The sequence below is a fragment of the Spiroplasma poulsonii genome (assembly GCF_009866525.1).
Classification (GTDB): domain Bacteria; phylum Bacillota_I; class Bacilli_A; order Mycoplasmatales; family Mycoplasmataceae; genus Spiroplasma; species Spiroplasma poulsonii.
This window is the reverse complement of the sequence record NZ_CM020866.1, coordinates 930,069-956,644: the sequence shown is the minus strand read 5'-3', so window position 1 is coordinate 956,644 and position 26,576 is coordinate 930,069. Positions and strand designations below refer to the sequence as shown.

The 26,576-nt window shown below is 26.8% G+C and carries 35 protein-coding genes and 1 pseudogene; 19 read left to right on the top strand and 17 right to left on the bottom strand.

All coding sequences use genetic code 4. From position 1 onward, the window contains the following. Positions 1 to 30 precede the first annotated feature (30 nt). Complete coding sequence (locus tag MSROBK_RS11215) at positions 31 to 456, bottom strand: hypothetical protein (RefSeq protein ID WP_052443496.1); 426 nt, start codon at positions 454 to 456, stop codon at positions 31 to 33. Positions 457 to 704: 248 nt separating this feature from the next. Here MSROBK_RS11215 and MSROBK_RS05365 point away from each other — a divergent pair, with 248 nt between their 5' ends. The 15 genes from MSROBK_RS05365 to MSROBK_RS05310 all read left to right on the top strand — a co-directional run bounded on the left by MSROBK_RS05365 (position 705) and on the right by MSROBK_RS05310 (position 9,981). Then, a complete protein-coding gene (locus tag MSROBK_RS05365) occupies positions 705 to 1,217 on the top strand; it encodes a hypothetical protein (RefSeq protein ID WP_040093532.1) in 513 nt (170 codons plus the stop codon). 6 nt (positions 1,218 to 1,223) lie between these two features. Beyond that, positions 1,224 to 2,033 (top strand): TlyA family RNA methyltransferase, encoded by an 810-nt coding sequence (locus MSROBK_RS05360; RefSeq protein WP_040093531.1) that lies wholly within the window; start codon positions 1,224 to 1,226, stop codon positions 2,031 to 2,033. Between the two features lie 51 nt (positions 2,034 to 2,084). Further along, positions 2,085 to 2,591, top strand: a complete 507-nt coding sequence (locus MSROBK_RS05355; RefSeq protein ID WP_040093530.1) for a redoxin family protein — start codon at positions 2,085 to 2,087, stop codon at positions 2,589 to 2,591. 258 nt (positions 2,592 to 2,849) lie between these two features. Beyond that, positions 2,850 to 3,149: a hypothetical protein gene (locus MSROBK_RS05350; RefSeq protein ID WP_040093529.1), complete on the top strand. Its 300-nt coding sequence runs from the start codon at positions 2,850 to 2,852 to the stop codon at positions 3,147 to 3,149. A gap of 51 nt (positions 3,150 to 3,200) precedes the next feature. Next, on the top strand, positions 3,201 to 3,518 hold the full coding sequence (locus MSROBK_RS05345; protein WP_040093528.1) for a hypothetical protein: 318 nt from the start codon (positions 3,201 to 3,203) through the stop codon (positions 3,516 to 3,518). A gap of 155 nt (positions 3,519 to 3,673) precedes the next feature. After that, on the top strand, positions 3,674 to 3,919 hold the full coding sequence (locus MSROBK_RS11600) for a hypothetical protein (protein ID WP_227991491.1): 246 nt from the start codon (positions 3,674 to 3,676) through the stop codon (positions 3,917 to 3,919). A 77-nt stretch (positions 3,920 to 3,996) separates the two neighbouring features. Further along, positions 3,997 to 4,266 carry a PTS transporter subunit EIIC gene (locus MSROBK_RS12135; protein ID WP_323754981.1) on the top strand — a complete coding sequence of 90 codons (270 nt, stop codon included), beginning with the start codon at positions 3,997 to 3,999 and terminating at the stop codon, positions 4,264 to 4,266. Further along, complete coding sequence (locus MSROBK_RS05340) at positions 4,233 to 5,084, top strand: PTS transporter subunit EIIC (RefSeq protein ID WP_242441444.1); 852 nt, start codon at positions 4,233 to 4,235, stop codon at positions 5,082 to 5,084. Before MSROBK_RS12135 ends, MSROBK_RS05340 begins: the two co-directional genes overlap by 34 nt. A gap of 26 nt (positions 5,085 to 5,110) precedes the next feature. Further along, a complete protein-coding gene (locus tag MSROBK_RS13510) occupies positions 5,111 to 5,563 on the top strand; it encodes an IS5 family transposase (RefSeq protein WP_040093525.1) in 453 nt (150 codons plus the stop codon). Beyond that, on the top strand, positions 5,548 to 5,946 hold the full coding sequence (locus MSROBK_RS13505) for a transposase family protein (RefSeq protein WP_242441474.1): 399 nt from the start codon (positions 5,548 to 5,550) through the stop codon (positions 5,944 to 5,946). The genes MSROBK_RS13510 and MSROBK_RS13505 overlap by 16 nt, the downstream gene beginning before the upstream one ends. A gap of 164 nt (positions 5,947 to 6,110) precedes the next feature. Then, positions 6,111 to 6,509 carry a beta/alpha barrel domain-containing protein gene (locus tag MSROBK_RS05330; RefSeq protein WP_040093523.1) on the top strand — a complete coding sequence of 133 codons (399 nt, stop codon included), beginning with the start codon at positions 6,111 to 6,113 and terminating at the stop codon, positions 6,507 to 6,509. Between the two features lie 485 nt (positions 6,510 to 6,994). Further along, positions 6,995 to 8,242 (top strand): hypothetical protein, encoded by a 1,248-nt coding sequence (locus tag MSROBK_RS05325; protein ID WP_040093522.1) that lies wholly within the window; start codon positions 6,995 to 6,997, stop codon positions 8,240 to 8,242. A gap of 13 nt (positions 8,243 to 8,255) precedes the next feature. Next, positions 8,256 to 8,858 (top strand): hypothetical protein, encoded by a 603-nt coding sequence (locus MSROBK_RS05320; protein WP_040093520.1) that lies wholly within the window; start codon positions 8,256 to 8,258, stop codon positions 8,856 to 8,858. Continuing rightward, on the top strand, positions 8,851 to 9,456 hold the full coding sequence (locus tag MSROBK_RS05315) for a hypothetical protein (protein WP_227991477.1): 606 nt from the start codon (positions 8,851 to 8,853) through the stop codon (positions 9,454 to 9,456). Before MSROBK_RS05320 ends, MSROBK_RS05315 begins: the two co-directional genes overlap by 8 nt. A 3-nt stretch (positions 9,457 to 9,459) precedes the next feature. Next, positions 9,460 to 9,981 carry a hypothetical protein gene (locus MSROBK_RS05310; RefSeq protein WP_040093519.1) on the top strand — a complete coding sequence of 174 codons (522 nt, stop codon included), beginning with the start codon at positions 9,460 to 9,462 and terminating at the stop codon, positions 9,979 to 9,981. 662 nt (positions 9,982 to 10,643) lie between these two features. On the opposite strand, the gene MSROBK_RS05305 is transcribed toward MSROBK_RS05310, so the two are convergent. Together MSROBK_RS05305 and MSROBK_RS05300 are read right to left on the bottom strand one after the other, a co-directional pair. Continuing rightward, on the bottom strand, positions 10,644 to 11,621 hold the full coding sequence (locus MSROBK_RS05305; RefSeq protein ID WP_040093517.1) for a hypothetical protein: 978 nt from the start codon (positions 11,619 to 11,621) through the stop codon (positions 10,644 to 10,646). 476 nt (positions 11,622 to 12,097) lie between these two features. Next, positions 12,098 to 12,448 carry a DNA-3-methyladenine glycosylase gene (locus MSROBK_RS05300; protein ID WP_052443494.1) on the bottom strand — a complete coding sequence of 117 codons (351 nt, stop codon included), beginning with the start codon at positions 12,446 to 12,448 and terminating at the stop codon, positions 12,098 to 12,100. A 148-nt stretch (positions 12,449 to 12,596) separates the two neighbouring features. Between MSROBK_RS05300 and MSROBK_RS05295 the strand changes: the two genes are divergently transcribed. Together MSROBK_RS05295 and MSROBK_RS05290 are read left to right on the top strand one after the other, a co-directional pair. Beyond that, positions 12,597 to 12,821: a hypothetical protein gene (locus tag MSROBK_RS05295; RefSeq protein ID WP_040093513.1), complete on the top strand. Its 225-nt coding sequence runs from the start codon at positions 12,597 to 12,599 to the stop codon at positions 12,819 to 12,821. 159 nt (positions 12,822 to 12,980) lie between these two features. Beyond that, the gene (locus tag MSROBK_RS05290) at positions 12,981 to 13,757 is read left to right on the top strand and encodes a hypothetical protein (RefSeq protein ID WP_040093512.1); all 777 of its coding nucleotides are present in this window, start codon (positions 12,981 to 12,983) and stop codon (positions 13,755 to 13,757) included. Positions 13,758 to 13,882: 125 nt separating this feature from the next. On the opposite strand, the pseudogene MSROBK_RS13500 reads toward MSROBK_RS05290, so the two are convergent. The 8 genes and pseudogenes from MSROBK_RS13500 to MSROBK_RS05270 all read right to left on the bottom strand — a co-directional run. Next, a pseudogene (locus MSROBK_RS13500) lies at positions 13,883 to 13,975 on the bottom strand (DapH/DapD/GlmU-related protein); the annotation flags it as partial. A gap of 32 nt (positions 13,976 to 14,007) precedes the next feature. Next, complete coding sequence (locus MSROBK_RS05285; RefSeq protein WP_052443493.1) at positions 14,008 to 14,328, bottom strand: LbetaH domain-containing protein; 321 nt, start codon at positions 14,326 to 14,328, stop codon at positions 14,008 to 14,010. Next, on the bottom strand, positions 14,321 to 14,647 hold the full coding sequence (locus tag MSROBK_RS11595) for a hypothetical protein (protein ID WP_227991476.1): 327 nt from the start codon (positions 14,645 to 14,647) through the stop codon (positions 14,321 to 14,323). The genes MSROBK_RS05285 and MSROBK_RS11595 overlap by 8 nt, the downstream gene beginning before the upstream one ends. Continuing rightward, on the bottom strand, positions 14,622 to 14,819 hold the full coding sequence (locus MSROBK_RS11590; RefSeq protein WP_227991474.1) for a DinB/UmuC family translesion DNA polymerase: 198 nt from the start codon (positions 14,817 to 14,819) through the stop codon (positions 14,622 to 14,624). Before MSROBK_RS11590 ends, MSROBK_RS11595 begins: the two co-directional genes overlap by 26 nt. A 6-nt stretch (positions 14,820 to 14,825) precedes the next feature. Beyond that, the gene (locus MSROBK_RS11585) at positions 14,826 to 15,581 is read right to left on the bottom strand and encodes a Y-family DNA polymerase (RefSeq protein WP_227991472.1); all 756 of its coding nucleotides are present in this window, start codon (positions 15,579 to 15,581) and stop codon (positions 14,826 to 14,828) included. 23 nt (positions 15,582 to 15,604) lie between these two features. Continuing rightward, positions 15,605 to 15,772 (bottom strand): hypothetical protein, encoded by a 168-nt coding sequence (locus tag MSROBK_RS11580; RefSeq protein ID WP_227991471.1) that lies wholly within the window; start codon positions 15,770 to 15,772, stop codon positions 15,605 to 15,607. Between the two features lie 80 nt (positions 15,773 to 15,852). Next, positions 15,853 to 16,386, bottom strand: coding sequence for a hypothetical protein (locus MSROBK_RS05275; protein WP_227991470.1), 534 nt, complete (start codon positions 16,384 to 16,386; stop codon positions 15,853 to 15,855). A 148-nt stretch (positions 16,387 to 16,534) separates the two neighbouring features. Continuing rightward, positions 16,535 to 17,608 (bottom strand): hypothetical protein, encoded by a 1,074-nt coding sequence (locus MSROBK_RS05270; RefSeq protein WP_040093510.1) that lies wholly within the window; start codon positions 17,606 to 17,608, stop codon positions 16,535 to 16,537. A gap of 399 nt (positions 17,609 to 18,007) precedes the next feature. Here MSROBK_RS05270 and MSROBK_RS05265 point away from each other — a divergent pair, with 399 nt between their 5' ends. Both MSROBK_RS05265 and MSROBK_RS05260 read left to right on the top strand, forming a co-directional pair. Continuing rightward, entirely contained in the window at positions 18,008 to 18,283 is a 276-nt protein-coding gene (locus MSROBK_RS05265; RefSeq protein ID WP_040092565.1) for an IS3 family transposase, read from the top strand. Then, positions 18,226 to 19,116, top strand: a complete 891-nt coding sequence (locus tag MSROBK_RS05260) for an IS3 family transposase (RefSeq protein ID WP_206780832.1) — start codon at positions 18,226 to 18,228, stop codon at positions 19,114 to 19,116. The genes MSROBK_RS05265 and MSROBK_RS05260 overlap by 58 nt, the downstream gene beginning before the upstream one ends. Here the strand turns inward: MSROBK_RS05260 and MSROBK_RS05255 are convergent. From MSROBK_RS05255 to MSROBK_RS05230, 6 genes are all read right to left on the bottom strand, one after another. Then, on the bottom strand, positions 19,078 to 20,271 hold the full coding sequence (locus MSROBK_RS05255; protein ID WP_040093509.1) for a hypothetical protein: 1,194 nt from the start codon (positions 20,269 to 20,271) through the stop codon (positions 19,078 to 19,080). The genes MSROBK_RS05260 and MSROBK_RS05255 overlap by 39 nt on opposite strands. 218 nt (positions 20,272 to 20,489) lie before the next feature. Beyond that, entirely contained in the window at positions 20,490 to 20,705 is a 216-nt protein-coding gene (locus MSROBK_RS05250; RefSeq protein ID WP_004028146.1) for a YneF family protein, read from the bottom strand. 123 nt (positions 20,706 to 20,828) lie between these two features. Further along, positions 20,829 to 21,779, bottom strand: a complete 951-nt coding sequence (locus tag MSROBK_RS05245; RefSeq protein ID WP_040093507.1) for a hypothetical protein — start codon at positions 21,777 to 21,779, stop codon at positions 20,829 to 20,831. A 28-nt stretch (positions 21,780 to 21,807) separates the two neighbouring features. Then, positions 21,808 to 23,541 (bottom strand): aspartate--tRNA ligase, encoded by a 1,734-nt coding sequence (gene aspS / locus MSROBK_RS05240; protein WP_040093505.1) that lies wholly within the window; start codon positions 23,539 to 23,541, stop codon positions 21,808 to 21,810. Continuing rightward, positions 23,541 to 24,797, bottom strand: coding sequence for a histidine--tRNA ligase (gene hisS, locus MSROBK_RS05235; protein ID WP_040093504.1), 1,257 nt, complete (start codon positions 24,795 to 24,797; stop codon positions 23,541 to 23,543). The genes aspS and hisS overlap by 1 nt, the downstream gene beginning before the upstream one ends. A gap of 509 nt (positions 24,798 to 25,306) precedes the next feature. Then, positions 25,307 to 26,554 (bottom strand): ligand-binding sensor domain-containing protein, encoded by a 1,248-nt coding sequence (locus MSROBK_RS05230; RefSeq protein ID WP_040093502.1) that lies wholly within the window; start codon positions 26,552 to 26,554, stop codon positions 25,307 to 25,309. Positions 26,555 to 26,576 lie beyond the last annotated feature (22 nt).

Here is a 26,576-nt window from a genome sequence, read left to right as displayed (position 1 = left end):
GGAGTTAATTGTTATTTTAATAAAAACTAATTATTGTGCTCATACTGATGTGATAGTATTTGGAACAATCCCAATTAAATTAATTCCAACACCATTTCCGTTATCATATGATGGAATATTTCAAATATATCATTGGGCAATTAGAATTGCAGCAACAATGCCAGCAACAGCAGCAATTTCGGGGATGGCACCTAATAAGGAAGCAATAACACCACCAACTGAACCTAAATCATTTTGAATGGTTGTTGTTAAACTATGATTTAAATACAAATGTGAATAAACGAAGTAATAATCTCATTCATCAATACCATCTTTTAAATTTTTAATAATTCCTGATGTATTATTTAATTTATTATTTTGATAGAATGTTTGATTTTTCAATACTTGTTTTTTAAGTTGACCAATATTTTTTTCAATGTTATTATATTTACTATGAATATTTGATGACTTTGACAATACTAAATATATCATCTCCTGGTAAAAATATTTATACATATTTCCACAAATATTATTTACAGTTTCATTATATTCTTTTCTATTCTGGTAACAATGTCTTTAATTATAATTTTCTAAATATCAACTTTGTTTCAAACTTTTAAAAAAATAACGTAAATAATTTGCAAAAAAGAAGAGGGGTAAGAACAAAGAGTTCTTTGTTCTTACTTTGAAATTTGGTATAATTATGTTAACTAAAAGGTGATAAAATGCAAAATAACAAATTTAATTATTACAATTGAGCAAACAATAAGTGAGCAAAGAAATGACGAATGTCGAATGAGGTTAAACAACGATTATTGACCCTGAAGGGAAAAATTCATTTTGTCCCATTGTGAAAACCAGCAGAAATAACAGTTGATCTTGATAATCATCAGTTAATTGTTCCAAAAAATTTAGCATTTTTAATGCAAAAATATCAATTACCACAAACATCGTATTATCTTTTTAAATATCATAATATTAATAATCTAATGCTAGAATGTAATTATATTATTAGTAATTATTCAACTATTATTGAAGCTAAAATTGATCAAAAGGTTATTTCCTTACAATGATCATTATCATATGGTGCTTATTTCTTTAAGAAAATTACCAATTATATTTTAGATCAAGATACCATTTTAGAAACATATCGTGCAACAAAAACCCGAAAACAACGATTGCTATTTCGTCATAAAAACCAACATGCTTTTAACAAAACAAAATGAAAGGAAGAATAAACTTTAATGAAAATGCGCTTAGACCAATTATTAGTTAATCATAAGTTAGCACCTTCACGTGAAAAGGCAAAAGCAATGATTTTAGCTAATAATGTTTTAGTTAATAATGTTCCAGCTTTAAAAGCTGGTGAATTAGTCGATGTTGATAGTCTTATTACCTTACGAGGAGAACCATTAAAGTATGTTTCTCGTGCTGGTGAAAAATTAGCAAAGGGATTAGAAGCCTTTCAAATCAACGTTGATAATATGATTTGTCTTGATATTGGTTCATCAACTGGTGGTTTTACTGATTGTTTATTACAAAATAATGCAAAAAAAGTTTATGCTGTTGATGTTGGTACTAATCAATTAGCATGAAAATTACGAAATAATCCCCAAGTAGTCTCGTTGGAAAAAACTAACTTTCGTTATGTTACAAAACAATTATTTGAACCCGATCAAATTGAATTTGCTTGTTGTGATGTTTCTTTTATTTCGTTAGATAAAATTATTCCACCGTTAAAAGATATTTTATTATTAGATCATTATGCCTTTTTCTTAATTAAACCCCAATTTGAAAGTACAAGAGAAACAGTTCATAAGGGAAAAATAAATAGTAAGGAAGCTCATCAAAGGGTCATTGAAAAAGTAATTAATTTAGTTCTCACAAACGGTTTTAGTATTATTAACCTAGATTATTCACCAATCTTAGGTAATAAGAAAAAAAATATTGAATTTATTTGTTTATTACAACGAACAACAACTCCGGTTAATCATTTGTCTGATTGCAAAATTATGGAAATTGTTGAAAATGCTTGAAATTCTTTACTATCTTAATTAACTTTTAGGATATAATATTATCGGAACAAGAATGGAGGGTCAGAATTTATGGCTAAAGGAACAATGAGTGGCGATGTCGCAACATTAATTGCATCAAATCATCTTAAAGTTGGTGATACATTAACATTCAAAGCAGACACTGTTAAATGAGAGGACTTTGAATTAACAAATCTTAAGAAAGAATATAAAGTTATTTCCTCAATTCCTAGCATTGATACTAGTGTTTGTTTATTACAAACAAAACAATTTAATGAAACAATTCTTAATAAATATCCCGCTGTCCAATTAATAACAATTTCCCGTGATTTACCATTTGCCTTACAACGGGCATGTGAATCATTTGTTAATCCCGAACATATTTTATTATCAGATACAAACTATCGTGAGTTTGGTCACAAAACAAAGTTATACTTTGAATTTAATAATTTACTAGCCCGTAGTGTGATGGTACTTGATCAAAATAACCAAGTTATTTATCTCCAAATAGTATCACCAGTTAGTTCTGAACCAAATTATCAAGACACTTATCATTTCTTAGATACTTTGATAAAATAATAGGTACCCCTTAAAAAGGGGCACCTATTATTTTAAATTAAAACTTTCCAAATTATTTCATTAAGAAAATAATTATCATTATTATTAAAAAAATAACATTGTTAATTTTTTCTAAAAAATATATACTATTTGTTGTATTAACCCTAATTATAATTTTTATCATCCATCATATATGGCAAATTTATCCATTAACAGATATTTTTTTTGATAAGAGAGGTGTTTATTACAAGTATTTTATGAAAGGAGAACACAAAAACCATGGCTTTCGAAAATAACAATACAAACGAAACTAAAAAGAGATTAGCAATGCCAGACAGTGTCTTCATTGGTTGTGAACAACATGCTAATGACTGCCCAAAATGTGCGGCAATGCAAGAATCACAAAAGTCAATTTTAACATGTCAAATGTGTGAACAACCGGTGTTTTTCTGTCGCTCAAAACCTTGTGAGTATAAATTGCATTGTACCAATCCAGAATGTATTAAATCAAAACATAACTTTGTTTTTATTGGTAAAAACAGTACTAAAACAAAAAGGTATCAAGATCAACAGTTTTAAAAATAAAAAAATATTATTAAAACAGATAGTTAAAATAGAAAGCATAACAAGATGGATATTAAATTATTGTTACAGCATTATATTTTATTAAGTAATACTAGCAACCTTGAAAAATTAGATAACCATACTCAAACCTTAATTTGAGGGGGAGTAATTGCAGTTAGTATTATTTTTATTGTTGTTTTTTTATCAATTCATTTTTTTTACTGACGAAATAAGAATAATCAACGCCACACACAACGATTAGGGGTAACGCGTGAGCGTGGTGTTTTATTTGAAATTAGACGAAGTATTTTCTTAATTCTAACTTCATTATTTGCAATTTCCTTAGCTGTTGGTATTTTCACTATTATTAAGATAAATGTGTAATTTTTAACTATTAACAAAACTAATAAAACACAAAATTACTTTTTAACAGAAAGAGAGGAAACGTAATGCAATATTTGCAAAAATTAGGAAAAGCGCTTCAATTTCCAATTGTTGTGTTGCCCGTTGCCGCCTTGTTACTAAGGTTAGGAGGGGTAATGAACGATGTATCAATCAACCCTGACCTATCCCAAACCGGATTATTATCAGCAATTTGATACATTGGCTCGATTTTTCAGGCAGTTGGAAACGCAGCAATTAGTAACTTAGCGCCATTATTTGCAATTGGATTAGGATTTGGAATGGCCAAAGACTTTCGTGGGGAAAGCTGCTTTGGTGGCATTTTTTGGATGAGCTGTAATTGAAGGATTAATGGGAATTGTTCCCCAATTATATTACAATAACGCATTATTAGGACACACCCCAATTGGTAATTTCCAAGATAATCAATTTTGAGCAGTTCCACATTCACAAATTTTATATGTCTTTGATTTTAGTGTCGGAGACACAATCAAAGGTTATGGTGCCAAATATAACATTAGTATGAGGGGTCTTTGGTGGAATTTTAGCAGGATGTCTTGTTGCTTTAATTTACAATAAATATTCAAATGTAAAATTACCAGCAGCATTAGGATTTTTCTCAGGACGTCGTTTTGTCCCAATGGTGACTGCTGCTTTCTTCTTGGTTGAAGCATTTGCTTTAGCAGCAATTTGACCTTGATTTCAATTGGGATTACAGTATCTAATCTAGGTTATGGTTTAGGAGCAATCCCACCATTAGGAGCATTTTTCTATGGGATTTTTAACCGGTTATTGTTACCATTTGGTTTACACCAAGTATTGAACACTTATTTATGGTTCCAACAACCAATTATTGGGCATTTAATGAACTACCAAGGAACGAACTTATGACAAGTTGTTAATGGGGTTTTACAATGAGCTGATTATTCAATCAGTAAAGATGGTGTTTTAACAATTAACGGTTGAACTTCAACTGGTGTTATTACAACAATGAACGGAGATATTACTGCCTTTTTAGGTAAATTATATGCTGATGCTAAATTTGGTTTAGCTGGGGGGAGTGGAATGTTCCAAGCAGGATTCTTCCCAATGATGATGTTTGGATTACCAGCTGCCTGTGCCGCAATGATTTTATCAATTAAAGATAAAACTCGTCGTGCTGAATATGCTGGAATTCTAGGATCAGCTGCTGGAGTATCATTCTTAACAGGAATTACAGAACCAATTGAATTCTCATTTGTTTTCTTAGCACCAATCTTATTAGGATTATATGCTTTACTAACTGGGGTCTTTGCCACATTAACAGTTGGATTTGGAATTAGGGTTGGATTTGGCTTTTCAGCTGGATTCATCGATTGAGCTGTTTCAATGAAAACATTATGAGATATGGCCGCAATTTCATCAAACTTACAATCAGGAGTTTATAAAGTATTAGGAAATCCATTAATGATTATTCCAATCGGAGTCCTTGAAGGAGAGGCATACTTCTTTAGTTTTAAATACATTAGACTTCTTGCGATACCCTTTTTTATTAAAATATTATTATAAAATATAATTTATGAGGACATAAAAATATGAACAATAATAAATTTAATACTCTTAATGATAGAGAATGGTTAAGATTAACAGGAATAAAAAAATCCACTTTTAATAAAATGTTAGATATTTTAAAAGTTGCTGAAATAGAAAAATTTAAAAAAGGTGGTAAAACTAATAAATTATCATTAGAAAATAGATTATTGATGAATTTATTATATTGACGAGAATATCAGACTTATTTTCATCTTGGTAAAAGTTTTGATATTAGTGAGGCTAATTGTTATCGTAATATTAAGTGAATTGAAGATATTTTAATTAAAAACTCTGATTTTCAACAACTTGCTGGTAAAAAAGCACTAATAAATGATTATTTTAATGATAAAACTATTATTATTGATGCTACCGAAACTCCAATCCAACGCCCAAAAAAAGACAAAAACAATCTTATTCTGGTAAAAAGAAAAAACACACGATCAAAACACAAGTAATTATCGAACAAGAAACCAAAAAAATTATTGCAACAAGTTTTTCGCTCGGAAAAAAACATGATTATGCTTTATTTAAAGAATCAAAAATCCCAATTTTAAAAAATACCAAATTAATAGTTGATAGTGGTTATCAAGGAATACAAAAAAATCACAATAATGTTCTAATACCTACAAAGAAAACAAAGAAAAACCCTTTAAACAAAGAACAAAAGCAATATAATAGACTAGTTTCAAAAATGAGAATTATTATTGAAAATATTTTTGCTATTCTTAAAAAATTTAAAATTATTACAGAAAAATATCGTAATCGAAGAAAAAGATTTGGTTTAAGATTTAATTTAATTGCCTCAATTTATAATTTACAATTATTATATTTAACATAAAATATTTATTTAAAATTAAATAATTTAAATAATAAATTAATTTTTCGTTGTGGAAAAATATTAAATTTTTAAATAAAAAACATAATTAATTAAAATTATATTTTTCTATTAGTATCTTTTTTACAAATATTTGCAATTTTTTAACAAGTAATGCAAGAAGTCTAATGGATCAGTTAATTAAATTCCCTTTAGACTACATTCACATTTCATTATCATATTTATGACGAAAAAGTATGCGTAATAAAGAAAATCCCACTCCAACAATCACTAGCATTTTACAGCGTTATCAAGGTAAAATTCCTTTGATTGGAGTTGGAGGTGTTTGTACCCCAGAAGATGCTTTAAAAGGGCTAGAAAGCGGGTTATCATTAGTTGCAATTGGCCGTCAATTAATTATTGAACCCCAATGGCTAACAAAAGTAGCAACAAGTGCCGAACAAACGATTAATACTGTGCTTGACTTAGCAAGCATTAAGAAATTGACAATTCCCCAACCTTTAATTGGCCTTTTTGTTGAAGATGGTCAAAATTGAAAAATTAATATGATTAATATACCAAAATAATTCATAAAAAATTAAGAATTATTATTTTTTAAAAAAGTTTAATATTTTTTTATTATTTTTTACATAAAATTATTTGTTAAATTAAAAAATACTTGCAAAAATTTTGCAAATAAAATATAATATTTGCGTAGTTAAACAAGTTACATAAAGACTAATTAGTTATTAATATGGTCAAATCTTAATAATTAATTATGTTTTTAATTATATGTTTCCCTTGTAAAAGACTACAAAACTATGCGGTAATTTCAATTAATGCACTTTATAATTGTATAATCATTTAACGGTCCAAAATGTTGCTTTTATTCGTAAAAGTAGTTTGTTTATAAAATTATCAAAATAATAAAATATAATTGAAATTATTGCAGAAAAATCTATATGTTGCCTTTGAGCGCTTTACTTTAGTTAAAGCGCTTTTTTTATAGTAAAATTAAAGAGATAAGTTTATAATTATTTTAAAGAACATTAACTAAGAAGGGGATTCATAAATGCAAGATGGATTAGAAAAACAATTAGATCATAATTTAAAAGGGTCAGAACAAGCAATGTTTGATGCATTACTAAAAAGTTATTATTTGGATGATGATCAATTAGATTACTTGCATAAATATTACCGCCCAATTTTTACTTTTGCTAATGATGAAGATTGTATTTGTTTAAGTAAACAAAAATATGAAACTTGTTGTAAACCAAAAGTATTAAATTCACAAAAGAAACGGGAAGAATATATTTCAATTTTACAAGCAGTAGGGGATCCAACATTAAAAGAAGCGTATCTTCAACAAGAAACAACCCATTATCAACGTGTTTTGCAAGAATGTGCAAACCAAACTTGTATTTTACAAGACTGCAACAATAAAGTCGCTGAACACCACCTTTATCCACTTAATACAAGTAAAAATTGCTATTTTTTAGATCGTTATTATTCAAAACACTTTTTTAAAAACATTAAAACACCGTTTTTAGACATAACAGGCGAAGGCCAAGTGCCTTATGCATTTAATGTTTTTTGTCAAAACCATCTTAATGAATATCTAGTACAAGAAAAAGAGCTTTCACCTCAATTAGCAGCTCTCTTAATAAATATTAATGATAACTTAATTGATCACCAAGAAGTATATCAAACTTATTTAGCCTTTTATCACCATTTAAGTGTTGCGGAACAAGTTATTTTAACTCTTAAATTACGACGAATTATGAAATTACATTTAATTTATGAGTTAGAATTATATCGTTTAATTAATGATCTTGATAATAAAAATCGTAATTATGTAGTTAAAAAAATCATCTTACCAAAAGAAATTCATACTCTTACTTGAAATGATATTTTATTAGCACAACTAACCCCAATTACCTTCCAAGCGATTAACTCACCTAATAATCCATTTTTACCAAATAAAATCTTATATAGTCGGTTAGTTAACCATGACAAAAATGGCGAGGTTCATTTTATTTATCATAAAAATAATCGCATTTTTAATACTTATTTTACTGAATGAGAAGAAAAAATTAAAAATGAAAAACAATGACAAAATTTTATCTCTAGTCTTATTATTAATCAAGGAACCCATTTTTTAATTGATAAAAAATACTATTATAAATTAAACCAAAAAACAAAAGAATTAATTAATATTTATTATTATAATCGGTTTGAACAACCACGAAATTCAGCGGAAGAATTAATGTTACAAACCTTTATTAATAATTTTAATAATGGAATTAATATTTTAAAATAGAAAGTGAATGACAATGACAACATTAGGATGAATTATAATTAGTATTTTTCTTGTTTTATTAATTATTTTTATTAGTTTTTTTATATGGTTTTATCGTAAAAAACAACATTTGTTCTATGAAATTTATAAACAGTTAGAAGTAGATAATCAAGAATACATTAACAATAACCTTGCAATGTTACAATTACAAGAAATTGACGTTAAATTTAAATTACAACCTGGTGAAAAAGGATTTAGTAATACCCCAGTTACAATTTATCTTCATCGGCAATCACCAAAAGTTTCTTATCAACCACAATCAAAATATCAAATTCCTTTTGATAATGGAATCACTGTTGGTTATGGTGATGGCAAAAAAATCAAGCTAATTGAACAAGTTCCCTTTCAAACAGGTCATCTTTTCCTTACTAACCAACGAATATTAATTATTAATAATGAAATTATAACAATATGAGATTTAAACAAGATTGATAATATCGAATTAAGCATTTTTCGCATCAATAATACTTTATTACAAAGGTTTTATCTATATATCGAACAAAAACGTTTTATGATTATTGTAAAGGGTTTTGAAATCCCATATTCAATCTATAAGGTGTGAAAAAATAATGAATAGTTATTGAATTGGAATCATTTTATTTGGAAGTATTTTAGGATTGGCAATTATTATTGTTTTAATTCTAGCATTATTTCAACAACAAAAAATCAAACAATTTAAGCAAAAAAACCAAGTATTACAAAATGATATTGATCATAATCTTTCATTTTTAAATAATTCATTAACTGAAATTACAATTAGCTATGAATTACCTAAAAATGAAAGATGTTATTATTATGCAAAAGTTACGAGCTATGAAATTATAAAGAAAAAAGAACTTAATCAAAACGCATATTATTTAAGACCAGCAGTTGACCTGCAATATCATATTGAAAATCTTCCAGGCTATCTGAATCTTACTTCCGCCACCGGAAGTGAAACAATTAGTGGTGATATTTATATTACTAACTATCGATTAGTAATTACGGCAAAACAACAAAAGTTAATAATTTGATTAAAAGATATTAATTTTGCTTTACCTAGTGTTTTTAATCTTAATTGCTTATATCAAATTGGTTTTTTTATTAGTACAAATGAAAAAATTTATCGTTTTATTACAAATGATGTTAAAATATCAATGACAATTTTTAAAGTATGACAACAGAAGGGGATATAACAAATGACAATACATATTATTTTAATTTTTAGTTTAATTCTAATGCTTGCATTATACAGCTTTCATATTTTATTTTTTTTACATTATCAAAAACAAAAGGAAAACAACCAGTTTAACAAAGAATACCGCTGAAAACAAATGTTAATTTTTATTTTTGTGACAATTTATTTTGTTTTAACACCAATTAATGTGTTTATTATTATTAATTATATTTTGTTAATGACCTTAACAAACATTCCAAATATTTTAGTTTATTTATATGTTATTATTGCAATTTGTAATTACGTTTTAATTCTTAGCTATTTAATTATTCAAACGTTAGTTAATAATAGTTTATGAATTAAAGTTAATGATCACACAATCTTATTTTTAGATGAAGCAATTGCCTTAACACAAATTATTGGGATTGATATTAATGGTTTTTTTAATAAAGTGCTTTATACGCTTGATGGTGAAACGGAAAAAAAGGTAATTATTGGTAAAAAAACATTTCAATTTTTTGAACAAATTAATATTACAAATTAAAAGAGATTACCTGTCGGGAAAACAAGTAATCTCTTTTTTTCTTTTTGGAAAACAAGAATAATTATATTGGCGAAAATAAGGGTTTATATTTTAAATTATTTTATGGTAACTTATATAAAAAGAAAAGATAAGAGATAACCTAAAGGGGAGAGATAGTAGTGTAATAATAAACCCTTAAAAATATAATTATTCTGTTTACTTTAGAGATTTAGGAAAAATATTTTTCCTTACTCATAGTATACTATTAATCTAAAAATAATACAATATTTTTTTATTTTTTAATAAAATAAAATATTTTTCCAAAATAAATTTTTATTATTTTTTGGTGTAAAAAGTAAATTTAAGTCAAAAGGGGGGTATTTTACCAAAATTATTTTTATTCCATTAAAAAATAACTACCATTTGTATCTGTAACAATTTTTCAACCACCGACAGAATTTACAACAAATTTATTATTTATTTCATTAAAATTATTAAATAATGCTTTAATTAAAATATCAATATCATTTTCGTTAATACTTCCACCCCAACCACTATGATCTTCTCTATAAAAAAATCAATAATTTCTTTTTTAACCATATGTGAAAATTTTTGATAATTATTATAATATTGATAATAAATTTGACTTATTTTCTTTCATTTAGATAAATTAATTCCTATTTTTAATTGATCGTGGAAAACTTTATAATATTTCTCAATTTCATTATATTGACTATGTGGTTATTTCTAATTAATTGTGAACTAGAATCATTTAATCATCAAATTAATGAGGTAGTACCAACAATGATTAATCCTATTAAAACTGATAATCCTAATGTTTCGGGAGCTAATGTTGCACTAACTGTTGTTTCAGCGCCAATGATTGCTTCTTCTCCAGCAGTGGTTAGCATTGCTGTTTCACCTGATGACAATAACGGTGCTAGTTCCGCTGTTTGGGCGGTTTCTGCTGTTGTTTCAAGCGGCGGCGAAACTAAATTATATCTAAAATAATTAGCAATTGTTTTTAAACCATTGATTGGTGATAAACCTGTTGTTTTGGAAACAGCAGCCAACCCAGCAGTAGAAATTAAACTTGAAGTAATAATTTCCTTTGCTCCAAGTTCATGGTTAGCATTTACAGGTGGCATTACATTAGCCGTTATTTTTGCTTTATCAAGAATGATGCCAGCCCTAATTGCTGCTGTACCAATCCGTTGTAATGTTTCTTTAAAACTTCTTTTTTCATTTTCAGATAAGGGTTCAAAATTTATTTTATTTAATTTTTTCTGTTTTTCTACATTAATATTTATTTCTGGAATTTGTATATGATTTATCATTAAGGTAGGATTAATTCTAAAGTAAACTTGAATCACTGATGTATAAATAGAATTTTCAGAGGGGGCAATTATTCAAATAAAAGTTTCATTATCATCAATTCTTATGAAATGAGCAACTACTTGTGTTATATCTAGGTTGGGATTTAAGTTTGCCAACCGTGATAAAATAGTTGTTTGATCCTCATTCGGTAATACTCCTAAATCAGTATTTTTAATAACCGTACATAAAGGAATTAACAAAATATTAGTCAAATCTTGCTGTGATAAAAAATCACATAAATTAGAGCTAATAGAAAAACGGACATTTTGTTCTACAAAATACATTTGACTATTTTCTCTAACGCTAATTGTTCATAATTGCGTACCATCTTCATTAAATCTAGTAAAATTAATTTGAATTTGTGTTGTATCTAGGTTAGGTTTTTGTTCTGAAATTCGTTCTAAAATAGTTGCTTGATCATTATTTGATAATATTCCTAAATTAACACTAGCAATTACATTTGAAATATTAATTCGAGAAGGGCCTGGATTTGAATGTCAATATAATGGTAGTGGGGTTATTTGTCTTTTTATTCGATTTGGTTTTTCTAATTTATTTTTTTCAAAATTGATTTTACTATTTTTTAAATTTTTAATATTTTCATTAATACAGGTTATTAATCTTTGATATAATTAATATTTTTTAAAATTTATTAACATATCATAAAAATAACCTAAATCTAGTTTGATTTAGTGAATACATTTTACCATAAGATTGATATTTTAAAACTAATTTTTAATTTCTTATTTTATATAACATATTATTTTTTTTCAAAACTAGTGCAATCAAATCATTTTCCTAATCTTAATCCTTGGTCTGTCAAATAAAACGTACCTGCTGGTGCCATTTCTTGACCTGGTGGTTGTAAAACTAAAATTTTAATCATCCCAGTTCCCGTTTGAACATAAATGCCTTCTTCATCACTATTAATAACTTCTCCCGGAAAAAAGATTTTCATAACCATCACAAATGTTTCATCTGGAAATAGTACTCGAGCCTTGCTAATATATCACTTTTTGTCATCTAAAAGGGTATATGCTTTTGGTGTTGTGTTAATAAATGTTACGACTTCTTGATCAGGTTTAGTTCAATCGATTTTGTTATTTTTCATTTTAAAAGTTCTCCCATTTTTAAGTTATTATACACGTTTACGCAATATTAACAAAATCCTTTCCTATGTAAATTGCAAATGCCAACCGATAAAAAGTTAACTATTAATTTAGTTAACTTTTTTAAGTTAATTATAGGAGGTTGGAATTATGCAAACAAAGCAATATTTGATTTTGCCTACTATTTCAGATGGAATGGGTTCTATTTGAAGTGGTTTAGGGCAAGCAATGATGAAAGTTAAAGAAGCAATTTATGCTGTATTACCACAATTAATGACCTTTTTAGGTGATGCTTGAATTATTTTAATTCCATTTGGAATTTTTGTTATTATTAAGATTTTGAATTTCTTTAGAATTATGATTAAAGGATTTTAATATTTATTATAATTGATCATATATCTTAGCTGTGGCACACTAGTTTTTATATGTGATTTTATTAAATAATTTTATTGTTTATTTTTACACTATACACTATTTTAAATGGTACTGTTTTAAGTTATAATAATAACAATAAAGAGAATAGGGGAGTTTACAATGGGAGTACCAACATTTTGTCCAATTCACATGAAAATTCATGAATGTCCAGAAAACAGTAATAAAGCTATTTCAAGTGCAAATGAAACAAAAATTAAAGCAAAGATGGCTCGAATGCTAAATCCAACAACTACCACTGAGTCAGAAAAAACACAACAGGCGGAAAAAGGCACAATTCAATATATTTTAGAAAATGCGAAAAAAAATAATAGTACTATTAAAAATAAACTGGGCATTGAAAGTGAAGAGGGGAGAAGTGTTGGTATTGATGAAAACGACATTAAAGCTAAAATGGCACGTTTACGTGTTTCTGTTAATGGGACACAAAGTACAACAAATTCTGAATCCACTTCCCCTACTCCCAATCAACAAGGATCTGGTTTACAAGAAATAATTGACCATGCTTATCGTGTTAATCGTGGAATTGAACGGATTAAAAGTCCAGAAAAAGAAAAATTAACAGCAGCTAATTTTGATGATATTGATTTAAAACAATTGAATGAAGTAATGCAAGAAGAACAAGAAAAAAAAGTCGTCTCAGGCACATCGAAAACAAAAACAGCAACCAATAGGACAAAAACAACTAAAAATGGTTCTAAGAAAACTATTTCTAATACCAAAAAACCGAAACCAAAAACTACTAATGCTAATTCCACCAATAAAACAAATAATAAAACTGTTGTCTTAACAACTGATGAAATTGAAGATTTAATTGAAAAAGCAGTTATTAAGGCAATGGCAAAAGAAAAAGATAATAAAAAGAAAAGGGGTTCTTAACAGATTAAATTACTGTACTCCCCTTTTCTTTTTATTATCTTTTTCTTTTTTATAACTTTTATTTTTCTGATTTCATTATTTCTGTTAAGATTTGTTCTGTAAAGCAATATTTAATTACCTTGGCTGGCCCCAATTACAGCACCAGTGCCAATGTTAACACCAGGTAAAATAATGGCATTATAACCAATTCAAACATCATGACCAATAACTGTATTTCCTTTTTGTGGGGTATTTTCCCGAAGCGTTGTAATTAAATTTTGTCAGTTAAAAATGCTAATGGATAACTTAAAAAATTCTGGTAATTATGATTAGCACCATTCATTAGAAATTTAACATTTTTAGCAATTGAACAAAACTTCCCAATAATAATTTGATCATTTAAATATGGAAAATGATATAAAATGCTTTTATTTTGAAATTCAATTGCTTCTTGTTCTTGATCACAATGATAATAAGTATAATCACCAATTTCAATATTTGGATTAGTAATATAATTTTTAATTAAATAGAAACCACTAATTTTAGGGTTTTTCTTACTGGTTGGTGGAATTATCATAGCTTTCTTACTCATTATCCTTGTTCCTTACCTTTGTTTCATCTAAAATTCGTTGATCTGCTTGAATATATTTTGTTTGTGCCTGTAAAACATACTTTAATTCCTCTAATTTTTGACCAGTTAATAAAATATCTTTGCGATATTTTTTATTAATTTCTTTAATTAACTTAACTGTTGAACTTTCAACTTGCAAGTTGGGTAATGCATCAAGAGAAATTTGCTCTTTAATATCATATTTACTAATAATTCCTCGTAACCCAACCCCAATTAATCGAATTGGTTCACCTGTTCAAAATTGGTCAAACAATCTAATAGGCAGTTGAATAAATCTCATCTAGCAGATTAGTATAGTTTTGGATTCTTTGCTGCTTGGTAAAACGTTTTCGATTACTATTTTTTAAAGTAACATAAACAACATTACCAACCATTGTTCTTTTTTGTGCACGTTGACTTACATGCTTTGCTAATAAATAAATTTTATTTTTAATTTCTTCAAAGTTAACCAAATCATATTATACCGTTGTTTCATTGCCAATTTGTTTTAACTGATTATGCTCCAATAATAATTCATCACTTCCCCCACCCTTTGCTCGTTCTACAAACCTACTTGCCGGTTTACCCAAGATTGTCTCTAATAAGGCAAAATCAGGAAACTCTGCTAAATCTTTAATTGTCATAATTCCAAGCGCATTTAACCGTTTTGTTGTTTGTTGACCAATTCCAAATAGTTTATTAACCGGTAACGGATGAACAAGATTTGAAACATCTTCTGGACGAATTAACGTAATTCCCATTGGTTTTTTTAAATCACTAGCAATTTTTGCTAAAGATTTATTATATGAGATACCAATACTATTTGGTAACCCTAACTGTTGAAAAACATTTTGTTGCATGTCAACTGCTAATTGCATTGCTGAACCATACTTTAAATAAATATCTGTTACATCAATATAACATTCATCAATTGAAGCAACTTCAATTTGATTAGTATAATGCGAACTAATAAAATCAAATAATTTTTGGGCAAATTCAACATATAACCAAAAATCATGATTAACAACTTCTAAATTAGGATAAATTTCTTTTTCCTTATAAAGGGGCATTGGATTATTAATTCCTAATTTTCGTGCCGCATAATTTGCTGTTGTCACAATCGCTCTTCGTGAGGGTGAAGATACCACTAATGGTTTTAATTTCCGCTGGGGATCTAATGCTTGGTGACAACTAGCAAAAAAACTATTCATATCAATATGAAAAATAACTTTCATAACAAAACTCCCCTACCCTCTTCTTATAAACCAAATGGACCAGTATATTTATAAATCTGTTTAAAAATAAAATTATAACCAAATAAATAGGTAAATTGAATTCCACGAGCATAACTACGAGCAATAATTCAATCATCATATAATTCGGGAAATTCTTTCTTAACAAATGGACGCATTTCTGTTTCATACAAATTTTCTAAGTTTTGTTTAAAATGGCCATTAAAACCTAATAAAATTAAATAAGCTGCAATAATAAAAATTAAGATTAAATTTAAAATGCCATAATGTTCAATGAAATAAAAAAATTAAAATCTAGTAAACTTGTATCCACTTTTATTAAAACATAAAAAATAATAATAAGAATTGATAATATGAAAAATAAAAACAATAATAATGGCGGTGCCACATATAATAAAAAATTCATTGTTCGTATATGACGATTTTTTAAGTGTAACTGTGTAGCAAAAAAAGTACGTCCTAAAACATAATCTAACCCTATCCCTGATAAAAAATAAGACTGATTAAATAATTGTAAATCATTAATATAAAACGTTTTCTTTTTATAAGAATTAGTAATTAACACTTGATGTGGTTTTCGTACTACTTTTAACCCACTAATTTTCTTTTTGGTTAAATAACGATCAATTACTTCTAAAGATGTCATTGTTTGACTAGGAGTATTATTTAAATTTGGAATTGGTACTAAAATATTTCGATAAGAAACAATTAAAAAAATTAACACAATAATATTAATTGCAACAAAAAATCCAATTAAAATAAAGGCAATTTCACTATTTCCTAACATCGTTTCAATCATCCTTTGCTTGTACTCATTTATCCTATTATAACTTGAAAATAACAACATTAATAGAGTCTATTAATAAAAATTAGTTTTTTTCATAAAATAAAAACTGATTTGTCTAGGCGATCAAAGGTTATTTTGCCCATCAGCTTTACTTTTGGTTTTTTTCTTCGGTTAATTCAATTTCACCTGCATTAATTCTTTGTAGTTGCTTTTTAACAATTTCTGATAATGAACTTAAACTACCATTGTTTAGCTTCATTTGTAACAGTTTTTTTCGTTCCTCATTATTTGGATCAGCTGCTAATTTTAATAATCGTAATCGTTGTTCATAACTTAAATGGTCAGGGTCTAAAACATCATTTTCATCAATAAAAATTGCTTCTTCTTTACTAATTGCAATGTTTTTCTTTGCATTCTTTAAGATATCACTCAACGCAGGATTATGATTTATTGCATTTTCATCAAGAATAGTTGTGATATTTTCTTCTGTAAAAGTTAAATTTTCATGATTTGGATTAGTTCCTAAATCATTACATTTTGGTTTAACAGCATCTTCTCCTTGCACTTTTAACAATAAATCAGCATTATTAAAGTATTTTTTTTCAGAATAAATTTCATCCCCACCAGCACGAGGTGTTGCATCCAACACAACTTTTGCTGGTTTATTAAGTAATTCTTCTAATGTCTCAGGAACAAGAAAACTATATTTTCGACGGCCTTCAACACGCGGCTCTTGTACTCGATTACGAAGAACATCTAATTTTCGTGTAACCAAATTAGTTTTTGATTTTTGTCAACGATCATAAATTTGGTTAACATTTAAAACTGGTTCAAGGGTATCGTTTTCGTCAAGAGGGACAAAACGGTTTTCATTATTTAAATTTAATTCATCTAAATCATTTAGTTCTTCTGATTGATCAATTTCAACTATTTTTTCTGATCGATTTGATAAACTTTCAAGTTCCTCATCGGTTGCTAATTCATCATAACTATTACTTTCATTAAAAACCTCATCATCCTGGTTTTGATTAACATTAAATTTATTATTATAATATGAAAATGTTTCATAGTCATCCGTGGTCTCAACATTGTTAACAATGTTTCGTTCCAAACGAATTTCATCAGCATTTGTTTTAACAATTGAAGTTGGACGTTTTGCTGGATCAAATTCATTTGGATCATAATCATCTCAATAATCAATGACTTTTTTCATATCCCCCATTATTAAAACCCCCATATGTTTTTACTTATATATTATACTACAATTTTAACTTGAAAAAAATACCCCATAATTAAAACTATTTTTATCATTTAAAAAGACTGAGTTCTAATCAGTCTTTTTAAAAAATTCATTTATACTAAACATTTATTTTATTTAATATCAAACTACACTTATTACTCTGTATAACAAATTGTAAACGATAAACCTAAGTAAACTAAATCTTTTTAAACTTGACACAAAACAGACATTACTCCAAATACTTCACTTAAAATTTCCCCAAAATGAGGAATATATTTAGTTATTTGACTAGCAACTTTTGTTGTGGATGGGTTAAGATAAATTGGACAACAATAATGTGGAGTAAGGATTATAATTAAATTAATAAATGGAGGTGTAATTATGGCAAAGAATCATTATACCGATGAATTTAAACAACAAATTGTTAGTCTTTATAAAACAGGTAAAACAGCAAAACAATTGTCCAGTGACTATCAGGTCGGTAAATCAACAGTTTGAAAATGAATTTATGAATTCAATAATTCTGGTTCATTTAAAGCAAAAGATAATCGAAGCCCAGAAGAAAATGAACTAATTCATCTAAGAAAAGAAATTAAACAATTACGAATGGAAAATGATATTTTAAAGCAAGCCACACTGATAATAGGCAAAAAATAGTAATTATTAAAAACAACAAAGAAAAATATGCAATTACTAATTTATGCAAAACACTAAAAGTTCCTAGATCAACGTTTTATTATCAATTGAAATCAAATAATCCTAAATCAAACCATACTATTGATAATGCTGTTATCAGTATTTTCTTAAAAAGTCGTAAAAATTATGGCACAAGAAAAATTAAAGTTATGTTAGCACAACAAAATATTTTATTATCACGAATAAAAATTAGTAAAATAATGCAAAGATATAACTTAATTTCCAATTATACAAAACTTAAATATAAACATCAAAGTAACAAAAACGCTATATACAAATATCATAATTTGTTAAATCAAGAATTTAATAATTATAAACTACATGAAGTTGTTGTCAGTGATTTAACACAAGTTGCTATCAATAGCAAATGATATTATGTGTGCTTTCTAATTGATTTATTTAATCGTGAAGTTATTGGTTATGATGTTAGTTCTCATAAAGATGCCAAATTAGTTGAAAATACTTTTAAAAAGCTTAGTTTTTCTTTAGATAATATTAAAATATTTCATACTGATCAAGGAAGCGAATTTAATAACAATATCATTTACAATCTTTTAGCTAAAAACAATGTTGCAAAATCTTATAGTAAACCAGGCTGTCCTTATGATAATGCTGTTTCTGAATCAACCTATAAAATTTTAAAAACAGAATTAATTAAAAACAGAAAATTTAAAAATATTGAACAATTTAAATTAGAATTATTTGACTATGTTAATTGATACAATAATGTACGAATTCACAGCAAATTAAATTATTTAACACCAATTGAATATAAAAATCTTTACTCTACATAAAATTTGTCCAAAAAACCCTTGCCATTCCATTGTAGTACTATAGTATTTATCAGAAGGGTTTAAAATTGAATCAATCTTTTTATTTATTCTATTAATTTCTCGTTTAAGATTGTCAATATCTTTTTTTAAATTATTTATTGAATTATTTAATTTTTCTATTTTTAAATCAATTTCTATTAGATTTAAAATATAGCCTCAATCTCTAATATAGCTTTTCATTTGTTCTGCAACGTTATCTCTTCATATATTCTTTTGAGACTCAGAAAGTTTATGAACATCTTCTATAATTTCACGTTTTATTCTCTTTTTTCAATCTTTTAAATTATATAATCATAATTGTACTTTTGGATCATTAACAAGAATATCATTGATTTTTTTCAAATTAACTTTAGTATTAAAAATAAAATCATTTTTTATATTTCCTATTGAATAAATTTTAGAATTATCTTTTATTTTTAATTTTAATAAAAAACCTTCACTAAAACTCAAAAGTTCTTCTTTTTTTATAATTTCAATATCATTAATATTTAAATTAGGATATTGAACTTTAATTCTATCAAAAATATAATTATTATTGTTATCTTCAATGATTCCTAGACCAACTTTTTCTCACTTTATTAAATCACTTTTAAAATCATCATTTAATTTTTTAACATATGAATTTGGATATAATATTGTGTCATTAGGGGCAATGGAAGCATTAAAATGATCAATATTCATAGAAATCACAGAAGTATATAATCTATAATTAATTTTTATTCTTTTGTCTTTAGAACTGTTCTTATATACCTCAATAATTTCATTTCAATGATCTCATATAGCTTCCCCAAGAGCATAGTCAGGCGAATTCCCATATATTCCGGTTATATTTTTTTTAGCAAATTCTAGAAAAGCGTTACTAAATAACCGTTTATCGTTCTTATTTGAATAATAAATGTGTGCTAAATTTTCAAAAGTTTCTGGTTTTAACAAAAGCTCAAAATAACTAAAATTATCCTCTTCATCAGTTTTAATACGTTCATCATTACCATTAATAGTATAATTTTTTGTATTAGTACCATTATTTTGTTTTTCATATTTGCTAACGGTAATAAACGTTGGCATACTTGTCTCACTAATTATTAATACACTTACTAAACTTAAAATTTTTTTCATAACTATTTCTTTCTCTCCTGTTGTTTTGTTTAATCCCTAACCATCAACTATTACAACTATTATATATCTTTTATTATGAAAATAATTTTTACAATAACTTTTGCAAAATTAAAAAACATCAATTAATAAAATTTATAATCTCTTATTACAAAGATTTGTTTTATTAATTGATGTTTAAGATTACATTTGCAAAAAATTAATAAAGTTCTTCAACAAAATTATTTAGCTCGTTTCATTGAATTCATTACTTTTTTAATGTCTGCTTCAGAAGGTTTTCTTCCCATTTGCATATACATTGCCCGAATTTGTTTTTCAGTAATTGGAGGATTATCACGTAATTGTTTTTGTACAATTTTTTTTGTAATTAAAAATCCTAATACCCCACCAATAACTAAACAACCAATTCCTATAATAAGTCCTGCTCATCACGGCATTTGAAACTCCTCCTTTTATATTCTATTAATTACCCTATAATTCCTATAATATTTTAACATATTTTAAGATATTAGTTAAATATTATCTTCATATTTCATCTCAAAAGACAAAAAAATAGAACATTATCCTCATATTTCGGTAATATTAAGGTTAGTTTCTAATTTTTGAATAGTAATATTTTTATTTTGTGTAATAAAAAATAAAATATCAGTTTTTAAATCACCTTGTGTTTGTTGGCCAGCAATAAGAAGATTGCTCTTCCAAAAGGTAATTAACTGAACAGTTAAAACAACATTATTATTAATAGTAAGCTTTGTTATTAATGTTAAATCATTAGTTAAAATATTATTACGATATAAACTACCATCATTTAAAAGTAAATAAAAATAACGGTTATTATCCCATGTCGGACTAGCCGTTAAACCGATAATGCTCTGCTTTTCAAAAAGCGTTTCAACAACTAATGTTGGTTTTAAAGAGTTTGTCATCCGATATAAAACCAAATCAATTGCAATATATAAATAGTTATTAATAACCATCATTAGCACATTTTTAGTTTCATCATCTCGAAACGAAGCAATAATATCTCATTGGTAATTATGGAACCGAATTAATTTTTTAGTATTATCTTCTGGAAAAGTAACCACTAAATATTCACTTTCAAATAATGAGCAACTAGCAAAAATTTCATTAAGTTGTAATTTCTCATCAAAAATAACGGTTTGTTGATTTGTCGATAAATTATAATAAGATAAATAAATTCCTACTTGGTCTTTTTTTTGATACAAATAATATACCAAAAGTTCTTCTGTTGTTGATTGTGAAAAATTAACACACTTTATTATTAATGCTTGTGGCAATGAAATTTGCTTAATTTTTGTTATTGTTAAGTCATTCATTTTATAAAAAATAATCTTTTGGTCAAAATACTCAAAAAAATAAAGTTCTTCTTTAAACTTAATTTTTTTACGATAACTATTCTTTGTTAAATTACCAAGTTTAGCTATCACATTTGGTGCAAACTGATATATGCTGTTATTTGTTATTAACAACATTTCCTCATACGTTGACATTTTAATTCCTTCTTTATTTTAAATCTTTCTATTTTAACTTAATTCCTAATTCATCTAATTGTTTTGAATCAACTGAACTTGGTGCTTCTGTCATTGGATCACTTCCCGAAGCATTCTTCGGAAAAGCAATTACATCACGAATTGAATCACTATTTGTTAAAATCATTGCTAATCGATCAAGACCAAAGGCAATCCCCCCATGTGGTGGTACGCCATAATTAAAAGCATTTAAGAATCATCCAAATTTACTTTCAATTTCTTTAGCACTTAATTGTAATGATTGAAACATTTTTTGTTGAATCTCACTTTGATGAATTCGAATACTTCCCCCACCAATTTCATAACCATTTAAGACTAAATCATAAGCATTAGCACGGGCAGTTGCTAAATTTTGTTCAAAATTATTTAAATATTCTGTTGTTGGTGCTGTAAAAGGGTGATGAGCTGCTTCATAACGATTTGTTTCATCCGATCATTCATACAATGGCCAATTAACAATTCATAAGAAATGATATTCATTCGGTGGAATTAAAGCAAACATCTTTGCCAATTCAACCCGAACCGCTCCTAATGCTTGGCAAGTAACACTCTTTTCATCACTAACAAAAAAGAACGTTCCCGTTTGATTATTACTAATTTTTAATAATGCTGTTTTTTCAGCATCACTAATAAATTTTGCAATTGACCCTTCTCATACATTATTTTCTTGTTTAACTCATGCTAATCCTTTTGCTTTATTCTGTTGCGCAATGCGAGTTAATTCTTCTACTTGTTTTTTTGTTACTAAATGTGGAATAAAAATCCCTTTTAAACTAAGATTATTTTGTAAGGCATTAGCAAAAATACTAAAAGTTGTTTGAGCAAAAATAGTTGTTGCATCAAACAATTGTAAATCATAACGCATATCTGGTTTATCTGTTCCATATTTTTCAATTACATAATCATAATTCATTTGCATAAATGGCGTTTTAATTTTAACGTTCATTACTTCAGCCATCACAACTTTAAATAATGCTTCAACTAACACAAAAATATCTTCTCGTTCAACAAAACTCATTTCCAAATCTAATTGGGTAAATTCTGGTTGGCGATCACTTCGTAAGTCTTCATCACGAAAGCATTTTGCAATTTGAAAGTACTTATCAAAGCCAGCTAACATTAACAATTGTTTAAATAACTGTGGTGATTGTGGTAAGGCATAAAAATTATGTAAACTTTGTCGTGATGGCACTAAAAAATCACGCGCTCCTTCTGGGGTTGATTTATTTAAAATTGGTGTTTCAATATCAATAAATTTTTGTTCTTGTAAAAACTGGCGAATTATATTGATTAAATGATTTCGTAACATAATTTTTTGTTGCATTACTGGGCGGCGTAAATCTAAGTAACGATATTTCATTCGGACATCTTCTAAAGCATCAGTAACATCATTAATAATTAAAGGGGTCGTTTGTGCTTTTGATAAAATTGTTACTGTTGTTACACTAATTTCAATTTCACCTGTTTTTAACTCTGAGTTCTTATTTTTTCGTTCAACAACAACTCCTTCAACACGAATAACAAATTCATTACGAATACTGTTTATCATCTCATACTGAGGATGTTTCGGTTCAACCACAATTTGAGTAATACCTTCCCAATCACGTAAATCTAAAAAAATAATGCCTCCCATACGGCGATTTTTTGCCACTCATCCTTCTAAAACAACTTTTGTTTGAACATTCTTTAATGTTAATTCCCCACAGGTGTGTGTTCTCTTCATTATTTATTCTCCTTACTTAAAAATGTAATAATTTTTTCAAACTTAACTTCTTGCTCTTTACCAGTTGTTTGGTTTTTAATTTTAACAACATTCTTTTTCAATTCTTCATCACCAATAATAATTGCATTCTTTGCTTTTAACCGTTCTAATGATTTAAACTGTGCTTTAACACTACGTGATAAATAATCACAATCAGCACGAAAACCACTTCCGCGTAATAGTAATAACAATGATGATGCAAAATAACGGGCATGATCAGATAAACAAATTAAATAAACATCTAAATAAGGTTCATCTGCTAACTTAATTTCATTTTCTGTTAACGTTAATAATAATCGTTCTAATCCTAGCGCAAAACCAACTGCTGGATAATCTAAACTAGGTTCAAAACTATTTACTAATTGGTCATATCGCCCCCCGCCTAATAACGTTAATTCTCGTTCTTGTTTATCAACAACAACTTCAAAGACAAGTGACGTATAATAATCTAACCCGCGGACTAATTTATGATCTAATACAAATGGAATTGCTAATTTTGTTAAAATATTTTGTAAATTATTAAATTCGGTTTGATCACTTTCTGTTAAATAATCATAAATTTTGGGAGCTTGATCAAATTTTTTATTATCAATTTTACAATCTAATACTCGCAATGGATTTTTTTTCACCCGAATAGCACAATCAGCACATAAATCTTGTGTTTTTAAAAACGTTTTTAAAACTGCAATGTATTTTGTCCGTTCTGCCCCAACTGCTAAGTAATTTAATTTTAAAGTAAGATTTGATAAACCAAGCGCTTTTAAAAGATTATAACCAAGTAAGATTACTTCAACATCTAATAAGTAATTTTTTACCCCAACAACTTCAACACCAAACTGATTAAATTGTCGTAATCGCCCATGTTGTGGTCGTTCATAACGAAACATACTCCCAAGATAAAATAATTTTAATGGTAATTCATATTTCCCATATAATTTATCTTCTAAAATACTACGAATCACAGGCACGGTTGCTTCTGGGCGCAACACAAATTCACGTTCTTTTTTATCTAATAATTCAAACATTTCTTTAGTCACAATATCAGTTTCATTGCCAACAGCACGAACAAATAAATCTTTTGCTTCAAAGATTGGTGTTCTAATTTCATGGTAATTATACTGCATCACAATATCTCGTAAAATTAATTCTAATGCACTTAATTCACTAGCTTTTTCATAATAGATGTCTTCGGTTCCCCGTGGTTTTTGAATATTCATAACTTTCTTTCCTCTCTAAAAAAAACTAAAAGATTTCTTAGGAACGAAAAATCGCGGTGCCATCCTATTTCATTATCTTTTAGTTAATGCGCTTTATTTTGTCAAAATCTATTAAATTTTTATAATGAAGTTGTCAACACTGTTTAAAAGGGTAATAGTTTCCACCGATCACTATTTCTCTGAGCAATTATTTTTATCAATAATTTCTTTCAATTAAAATTATACCTATTTTTTAAAAAAAGTAAATTAATTAAAAGCAAAGTTAGCATAAAAGTTTGGGGACCTATAAACTTATTCCAAATCCAGATTTTGCAATATTAAAAGTATAAGAATTAATTTATAATTCTTATACTTTTAAGTTATAATATTTATTAAATTAAATATTCTATCGTAAAATTATCCTGAATTTTCTTGTGAAATTTCAAGTCCTTCGACGAAAAGCAATATTAACTTTATTAAATTCATATTATGTAATAACATTCAATAATTGTTTCTATCTTTCCTCCTTTTTAATCATTATATAATCTAAGGCCATGGCCAAAGCCCATTCAGATTCCACCGCCGCCACGGTACATTCCTTTTGTTAAGACATTATATACAACTGAAAATTGCAAATAATAATTCCCATTTTCAAAATAATAACTTAAAATAATAAATTGTTTTCCTCAAATTTTATTTCCTCATAATGTATAATTAAGATTAAAATTTTGAATTTCAAAACATTTTTTTAAATTGTTATTGTTCAAAACAATAAAATTATTAGAAGATAAATTTTTATTTAAAATTTTTTCTTTTAATAATGAACCATTAAATTCATTTGGATTTTTCCCCTTAAATGGATCATTCCCTCAACTTATTTTTGAATAAAATTCAGAATTATTTCCTATAAGTTCAAGTTTTTCATAATTTAATGGATTAATTGTTCCAAGATTAAAAGTATATAATACTTTTAATGTTATTTTTTTATTTTTATAAGACTGATATATACCAGCAGGATAATTAAGTAATCTTGAATATTCCGAAGTTCAATTTTCATTAAAAGCCTTATTATTAGAAAAATTTAATGATAATTCATTTTCGTTATAATAACTAGGATATGGCAATTCCACAATATTCATTGCTCTAGCGGCTAATTTATAAACGCCGTTTTTAGCAGCAATATACAAATTATCATTTTTATCAACTGATATCGTATCAACTCAACCTTCAAAAAGATTTGTCATTGTTTTTGTTATTTGATTAAAATAATACACATTTTGTTCTGTTCCAATATAAATGTTATCACTTTTATCAAATGCAAGGGACTTAACCGATTGCGTTATTTCTTTAATTTTAGTTATTGTTTTAAAAATAGCACTTAGTTTATATATCCCATTTTCTGTTCCAAAGTAAACATTGTCGTCACTATCTGCTTTTATTATGTTTACTTTTGATCTAATTTGATCAAGTTTTTTTGGTCAAGATAATCAATCACGTTTCAAGTTATAAATACTATTCCCTTCTTCATAGAAAACATTCCCAAGGCGATCCTTAAAATATAGAATATTTTCACGATCAAAATTTAGTCTTATTTTCAAATCTGACAAATATTTGACTTTGCCAAGCAATGAAGGTATTTCTGATGATGGATTTTTATTTATTGCTAATTGATTTATTGCTAATTTATTTTGTTTTAAAGTAAGATTAGTAACAATGCTAGGTAAAATTGTAGAACCTGACATTGCAAGAGTTCCTAATATTACTAATATTTTGCGCATTTTTTATTTCCTTTCTTTTTCT